Here is a 7,647-nt window from a genome sequence, read left to right as displayed (position 1 = left end):
GTACGCGCAGTTGGCGGCCCTCGCCCCCGCAGCCGCTGCGCGAGGCCCGCCAACTGCGCGTACTGCTCCCCCAGTGCCGCCGGGCTCTCGCCCACCGGGTCCTTGAAATAGAAGCCGAGCTCGGACAGGGGGCCGGAGAGGCCCGCCTCGTGGGCTCGGGACAGGAGGCGGGCGAGGTCGAGCACCAGCGGCGCGGCGAGGGCGGAGTCGCAGCCCTGCCAGGTGGTCTGCAGGACCATGCGGGTGCCGAGGAAGCCGTCGAAGGCGATGTGGTCCCAGGCGGTCTTCCAGTCGCCGAGGGCGGGGACGTCGTCGATGTGCGTCTCGCCCTCAGGAGTCGCCCCGAGGCTGTCGGTCAGGACGCGCTCCTTGCCGGCGTTCTTGGCAGCGGCGGCGGCCGGGTCGGCGAGGGCGACGCCGTCGCCACCGCCGAGCAGGTTGGTGCCGGACCACGCCCGGACGGTGAGGGCCCGCTGGGCGAACATCGGGCCCAGGACCGAGCGGAGCAGGGTCTGGCCGGTCTTGCCGTCGCGGCCTGCGTACGGGAGGCCGGAGGAGGTGGCGAGGGAGGCCAGGGACGGGTGGTGGAGTCCGGTGGAGGGGGTGAAGTTCACGTAGGGGCAGCCGGCGCGCAGGGCTGCCGCCGCGTAGAGGGAGCTGGGTGGCAGGGCCGTGCCGGTGAAGGCGGGTTCCGTGGACGCGACGTTCACCACCACGGCCCGGGTCAGCCCCCGGCGGCGTACGAAGTCCTCGATGTCGGCGGCGTGGGAGGAGATCAGTTCGTCGGGTGTCCTGGTGTCGCCCGGGAGGGGGCCGCCGGGTCTGATCTCCCGGTCGGCGGCGGCCAGTTCGGCGGCGACGGCGGCCGGGAGGTCGTGGGGCAGGACCCCTCCGGCCGCGAGGGCTTCGGCCCGTTTGGGGAGGGGGCAGTCGACCGTGTCGTGGCCGCCGAAGACGAGGGAGGAGAGGGGCGGAAGGTGTGCACCGGCGAAGAGAGGAGTCTCGGTGACCATGCCCGTCGGGGAGTGCAGGCCCGCCGTGACGGCCGCGCAGCCCGCGACGACGGTGGTGGCGACGGAGCCCCGTGCACCGATCAGCCAGACGCCGACACTCGGTGGAGAAGCGGACACGGACGCGGACATGGGCAGCCTCCTCGTCGGGCCAGTGGGTGGGAGCGAGTGCTGGGAGAAGCCGGGGACCCTCCGTGGGGAAGAGGGAAGAGGGAAGAGGGAAGAGGGAAGAGGGAAGAGGGAAGAGGGAAGAGGGAAGAGGCAAGGGGCAAGGGGACAGGAAGGAGGGGCGAGACGGCGGGCGGAGGTCCGGCGTCCCCCGCCCGCCGTCGCTCAGTCGCCCGGAGGCGAGTCCGCCCTGTCGGGGGCGGCCCGCGCGGGCAGTTCCTTGATCCGGATGTCACGGAAGGACACCTGGTCGGCGGATCCGTGGTTCTGGATGCCGACGTGGCCGTCCCGCAGGCTCCGTACCGGATCGGTGTTGGTGAAGTCGTTGATCTTCACGCCGTTGAGCCAGACGCGGAGCCGCTCGCCCTCCACGCGGATCTCGTACGTGTTCCACTCCCCCGGCGGGTTCAGGGCGCGGTCGCGCTTCCTGAGGTCGGCGGAGCGGAAGCCGTAGACGGACCCGGTGGTCCTCTCGGGCACGTCCGTGGCGTCGATCTGGACCTCGTAGCCGTTGTTCACGGCCGACCAGGGGTCGTCGGAGGGCGGGAAGCCGACGAAGACACCGGAGTTGTCGTCGCCCGAGGGGCCGGACATCCTCCAGTCGAGCTTCAGGGAGTAGGACCCGAAGCTCCGGTCGGCGTACCAGAGCATGCCCATCCCGCCGGACGACGTGAGCGTGCCGTCGTCGGCCGGGGTGAAGGAGCCCGGGCCCGCCTGCCGCCACGCCGCGAGCGAGTCCGCGGTGCCGTCGAACAGCGGCCGGTAGCCGTTCTCCGGGCGGCAGTCGGCCTGGGCCTCGCCGATCGCCCAGCGGATGCCGCCCAGCAGGTGCTGCCGGAAGGCGGGTTCGGCGAAGGACTCCTTGGTGTGGCCGCCGCCGGTGTAGAAGGCACGGCCGCCCTGGTAGTCCTGGCACCAGGCGATGGGATGGTCGCCGTTCATGGTGCCGCCGCTGTACGACGACTCGTCGAGCGAGGCGAGGACATGGGCCCGCGCGCGGGGGTTGGAGCGGTAGTTGTACCACTCGTCCGTGCGGTTCCAGGTGGCGCCCAGCCCGGCGGTGGCCGGGTGGGCGTGGTCCTCGACGTCGACCGTCGCGGGCTGGATCGCGGGGTGCGACTGGAAGTACGCCCCCGCGAGCCCGCCGTAGAAGGCCCAGTCGTACTCGGTGTCGGCGGCGGCGTGGATGCCGACGTACGCGCCGCCGCGTCTGATGTACCGCTCGAACGCGCCCTGTTGGGCCGCGTTCAGGACGTCACCCGTCGTGGAGAGGAAGACCACGGCGTCGTAGCGCCCGAGGTTGCGGGCGGTGAAGGCGCCGGCGTCCTCCGTGGCGTCGACCGTGAAGCCGTGGTCGGCGCCCAGCTCCCGTACCGCCGTGATGCCCTCGGGGATCGAGTCGTGGCGGAACCCGGCGGTCTTGGAGAAGACCAGCACCCGGCGCTCGTCCCGGTGTTCCCCGGAGGCGCCGGCCTCATCGGACACGGCCGGCCCCGACACGCATCCGATCAGCAGGGCGGCACCTCCCGCGGCGGCCCACACGCGTCCTTGCGTTCGCATGGCCACCCCTCACCGCTTCGTGAAGGTGAAGTCGTCCACGTCGAACAGGCCGCCCGAGCCGCTCCCCTTGAACACCAGGTACAGGGTGGTGGTGCCGCGCGGGGCGCGGGACAGGTTCGCGGTGACGTCCTGGAAGGTGTCCCAGCCGCCGGTCACCGGCACGGTCGCGCTGCCGAGGAGTCGGCCGGTGGGAGAGCCCGCCCGGACCTCCAGCTTGCCGCCGGCGCCCCCGGAGGAGACGCGCGCGGTGATCTTCGTGGCGTTGGAGAGGACGTAGGGCTTGAAGGAGATCCAGTCGCCGTTGGAGATGTCCCCGACGGTCTTGCCGCCGTGGGCCGTGGGCTTCGTCCGGACCACGATGCCGGAGGAGTCGCCGTAGTGCTCGGCCTGGCGGTGGGTGGGCTGGACGACGTGTCGGTCGTGGGTGGTCAGCGGCTCCTGGCCGCCGCCTCCGCCGTCGGTGTACTCGGCGTCGAACACCCCGAAGATGTTGGCGTTCTCGTCGTGGCCGCCGTCTGCGCTGGTCTGGATGGTGCCGGTGCAGCCGTTGGCGGAGGTCACCGGGTGGCCGTGGCTGTCGTGGCCGAGGATGAAGGTGACCTTGACCTTGGCGCAGTCGATCGGGCGGCTGTCCTCCGGGTCGCTGACCTTCACCCTGAACGGTACGGCGTCACCGAAGGCGAACAGCTGCCCGTCCTGCGGGAGTTCCAGCGTCACCTTGGGCGCGGTGTTGCCGACCACGATCCGCACACTGGCGCTGCCGGTGCGGCCCGAGGGGTCCTTCGCGGTCACGGTCGCCGTGTAGGTGCCGTTCTTCTTGTAGGTGTGCGTCGGGTTCGCGGCCGCGGAGGTGGAGCCGTCGCCGAAGTCCCAGCTGTAGGTGAGGGCGTCGCCGTCCTGGTCGCTGGTGCCGGCGGAGGAGAAGCGGACCTTGAGCTTCGCCTGGCCGGAGGTGCGGTCGGCGGCGGCCTGGGCGACCGGGGAGTGGCCGTCGGTGGCGTTCTCGATGCGGTACAGGGCGGAGTTCTCGTCGCCGCCGAACCAGGCGAGCCCGTAGTCGAGGACGTACAGCGCGCCGTCCGGGCCGAAGGCCATGTCCATGACCTGGGTGCCGGTCCACGGGACGTTGCTGATCGACTGGACGGTGCCGTCGGCGTCGCTGGAGATCCGCTTGATCCAGCGGCGGCCGAACTCACCGGCGAAGAAGTCGCCGTCGTACGCCTCGGGGAACTTCACCGGGGAGTCGAGCGCGGCGTCGTAGTCGTAGACCGGGCCGCCCATCGGGGACTCGGAGCCGTCGCCGAACTCCGGGACGGAGTTGCCGTTGTAGGGGATCCAGGCGGGCTCGGCGGGCGGCAGGTCGGTGAGGCCGGTGTTGTTCGGCGAGGTGTTCTTCGGGGCCGCGCAGTCGAAGGCCGCGCCCGAGGTGCCGGTGGCGAAGTCGTAGTCGACGTAGGCGTCGTTCTTGCCGGTGCAGTACGGCCAGCCGAAGTTGCCGGGCTTGGTCACCCGGGCGAACTCGACCTGACCGGCCGGGCCGCGCGAGGCGTTGGCCGCGCCCGCGTCGGGGCCGTACTCGCCGACGTAGAGGATGCCGGTCTTCTTGTCGACGCTGAACCGGAAGGGGTTGCGGAAGCCCATCGCGTAGATCTCGGGGCGGGTCTTGTCCGTGCCCGGCGCGAAGAGGTTGCCGTCGGGGACGGTGTACGAGCCGTCGGCGCCGACCTTGATGCGCAGGATCTTGCCGCGCAGGTCGTTGGTGTTGCCGGAGGTGCGCTGGGCGTCGAAGGCCGGGTTGCGGTTGGAGCGTTCGTCGATGGGGGTGAAGCCGTCCGACTGGAAGGGGTTGCTGTCGTCGCCCGTCGAGAGGTACAGGTTCCCGGCCGCGTCGAAGTCGATGTCACCGCCGACGTGGCAGCAGATGCCCCGCGAGGCCGGGACGTCGAGGACCTTCGTCTCGCTGGCCTTGTCCAGGGTGCCGTCGGTCTTCAGGACGAAGCGGGAGAGCCGGTTGACGCCGTCGAAGGGCGCGAAGTCCGCGGCCGTGCCGGTCTCGGGGGCGTCACCGGCCGGGGTGTTCAGCGGGGGCGCGTAGTACAGGTAGATGAAGCGGTTGTCGGCGAAGCCCGGGTCGACGCCTATGCCCTGGAGGCCCTCCTCGTCGTGGGAGTACACGTCGAGCTTGCCGGCGAGCTTGGTGTTGCCCGCCGCGTCGGTGAGGCGCAGTTCGCCGTCGCGCGAGGTGTGCAGGACCGAGCGGTCCGGGAGGACGGCGAGCGACATGGGCTCGCCGACCTCCGGTTCGCCCTTGGCGAGGGTGACCTGCTGGAAGTCCTCGGCCGCGGCGGCGGCTGCGGTCTTCGGTCCGTCGGTGTCGGCCGCCCCCGCCGCCGGCGCGGTGAGGGAGAGCGAGGCGCCCGCGAGCAGCAGACCGCTCAGCAGGGCGATCGGCCCGCGCAGTCCGCGGCGTCTGAAGAGTGTGGTGGTGCTGGTGGTGCTCGGGGTGCCAGTGGTGCGTCTGGTGTCGTCGTACGGGTGCACGAAATGCCTCCAGTAAGGGGCTGGTCGTACGGAGGTGTACGGGTGTGTGCGGTACGCCGGGGTGCGCCGTCACCCCGGAAGACAGGGAACCGTTGTGGCTGGAGCCGTGGTGGCAGGGAACCGTTACTCGTTGCCGCCGAACGCCGCGTCGAACGACGCCGTCGGCGGTTCGAAGTCGAACGCCTTGAGGTGGGCGAGGGCCTCGGGGGCGCCCTGGAGCCGGTCCATGCCGGCGTCCTCCCACTCGACGGAGATCGGGCCCTGGTAGTCGATCGAGCGGAGCATCCGGAAGACGTCCTCCCAGGGCACGTCGCCGTGGCCGGCCGACACGAAGTCCCAGCCCCGGCGCGGGTCGCCCCACGGCAGGTGCGAGCCGAGGCGGCCGTTGCGTCCGTCGAGGCGCTTGCGGGCCTCCTTGCAGTCGACGTGGTAGATCCGGTCGCGGAAGTCCCACAGGAAGCCGACCGGGTCGAGGTCCTGCCACACGAAGTGCGAGGGGTCGAAGTTCAGTCCGAACGCCGGACGGTGGTCGACGGCCTCCAGAGCGCGCTGGGTCGTCCAGTAGTCGTAGGCGATCTCGCCCGGGTGGACCTCGTGCGCGAACCGCACGCCCTGGGCGTCGAAGACGTCGAGGATCGGGTTCCAGCGCGTCGCGAAGTCGTCGTAGCCTCGCTCGATCATCGACTCGGGGGCGGGCGGGAACATGGCGACCAGGTGCCAGATGGCCGAGCCGGTGAAGCCGATGACGGTGTCCACGCCGAAGGCGGCGGCGGCCCGCGCGGTGTCGGCCATCTCTGCGGCGGCCCGCTGCCGTACGCCCTCGGGCTCGCCGTCGCCCCAGACGCGGGCGGGCAGGATGGCGCGGTGGCGTTCGTCGATGAGGGCGTCGCACACCGCCTGGCCCACCAGGTGGTTGGAGACGGCCCAGCACTTCAGGCCGTACTTCTCCAGGAGTTGGTGGCGGGAGGCGAGGTACGACGGGTCGGCGAGCGCCTTGTCCACCTCGAAGTGGTCGCCCCAGCAGGCGAGTTCGAGACCGTCGTAGCCGAAGTCGCGGGCGAGGCGGCAGACCTCTTCGAGGGGGAGGTCGGCCCACTGGCCGGTGAAGAGCGTGAAGTCGCGCGGCATGTCCGGGCCTCCTCAGACCGCTGTGGGGGTGTGTGACGGTGCGTGGGACGGGAAGTGGGTCGGGGTGTAGACGGAGTTCTTCTCGGCGCTCTCCTCGACGGCCGCGAGCACCCGCTGCACTTGGAGCCCGTCGGCGAACGACGGCTCGGGGCGCCGACCCTCCGCGACGGCGTGCACCAGGTCGCGGGCCTGGTGGACGAAGGTGTGCTCGTATCCGAGGCCGTGCCCCGGCGGCCACCAGGCGTCGAGGTAGGGGTGGTCGGGCTCGGTGACGAGGATGCGGCGGAAGCCTGCGTGGGCGGCGGGCTCGGTGTGGTCGTGGTAGGCGAGTTCGTTGAGCCGTTCCAGGTCGAAGGCCAACGAGCCGCGCTCGCCGTTGAGTTCGATGCGCAGGGCGTTCTTGCGGCCGGTGGCGAAGCGGGTGGCCTCGAAGGAGGCGACGGCTCCGGAGGCGAAGCGGCCGGTGAACAGGGCCGTGTCGTCGACGGTGACCGCACCTCGGCCGGCGGTGCCCCCGGAGGACGCCAGACCGCTGGACACCCCGGCTGGCAGGGGCCGTTCACGGACGAAGGTCTCCATCAGCGCGGACACCCCGACCACCGGCTCCCCCGCCAGGTACTGCGCGAGGTCCACGATGTGGGCGCCGAGGTCGCCGAGGGCCCCGGAGCCGGCGGACTCCTTGCGCAGTCGCCAGGTCAGCGGGAACTCCGGGTCCACGAGCCAGTCCTGGAGGTACGTCACCCGCACGTGCCGCAGGGCTCCCAGTCGCCCCTCGGCGACCATGCGGCGGGCGAGCGCGGTGGCGGGCACCCGGCGGTAGTTGAAGCCGACCATGGCCAACCTGCCGCGTGTGTGGGCCTCTTCGGCCGCCGCCGCCATCTGCTCCGCCTCCGCGACGGTGTTGGCGAGGGGTTTCTCGCAGAGCACGTGCTTGCCTGCGGCGAGCGCGGCGAGGGCGATCTCGGCGTGGCTGTCGCCGGGGGTGCAGATGTCCACGAGGTCGATGTCGTCGCGGGCGATCAGCCGGCGCCAGTCGGTCTCCGTCTCCGCCCACCCGTGCCGGTCCGCCATGGCCCGCACCGCGTCGGCGTCCCGCCCGCACACGGCGGCGAGCACGGGAGTGAGCGGCAGGTCGAAGACCCGCCCCGCCGTGCGCCACCCCTGCGAGTGCGCGGCCCCCATGAAGGCGTACCCGACCATCCCGACCCGCAACTGCGGCTTGTCCACCCCACCGGCGAGC

The 7,647-nt window shown here is 71.8% G+C and carries 5 protein-coding genes; all 5 read right to left on the bottom strand.

What is annotated here, in order from left to right:
- Window positions 1-1,142 (bottom strand): inositol-3-phosphate synthase (locus tag P1P70_RS36395; protein WP_319245400.1); only part of this gene is annotated, 1,142 nt, incomplete at its 3' end.
- 201 nt (window positions 1,143-1,343) lie between these two features.
- Window positions 1,344-2,738 (bottom strand): ThuA domain-containing protein, encoded by a 1,395-nt coding sequence (locus P1P70_RS36390; protein WP_319245398.1) that lies wholly within the window; start codon window positions 2,736-2,738, stop codon window positions 1,344-1,346.
- A gap of 9 nt (window positions 2,739-2,747) precedes the next feature.
- Window positions 2,748-5,279: a PQQ-dependent sugar dehydrogenase gene (locus P1P70_RS36385; RefSeq protein WP_413471629.1), complete on the bottom strand. Its 2,532-nt coding sequence runs from the start codon at window positions 5,277-5,279 to the stop codon at window positions 2,748-2,750.
- A gap of 123 nt (window positions 5,280-5,402) precedes the next feature.
- On the bottom strand, window positions 5,403-6,407 hold the full coding sequence (locus tag P1P70_RS36380; RefSeq protein WP_319245396.1) for a sugar phosphate isomerase/epimerase family protein: 1,005 nt from the start codon (window positions 6,405-6,407) through the stop codon (window positions 5,403-5,405).
- A gap of 12 nt (window positions 6,408-6,419) precedes the next feature.
- Window positions 6,420-7,634, bottom strand: a complete 1,215-nt coding sequence (locus tag P1P70_RS36375) for a Gfo/Idh/MocA family oxidoreductase (RefSeq protein WP_319245402.1) — start codon at window positions 7,632-7,634, stop codon at window positions 6,420-6,422.
- Window positions 7,635-7,647 lie beyond the last annotated feature (13 nt).

Origin of the sequence: Streptomyces sp. MB09-02B, from assembly GCF_033794485.1 — a bacterium.
Classification (GTDB): Bacteria; Actinomycetota; Actinomycetes; order Streptomycetales; family Streptomycetaceae; genus Streptomyces.
The sequence above is the reverse complement of the archived record's forward strand: the minus strand, read 5'-3'. Positions and strand labels throughout refer to the sequence as shown.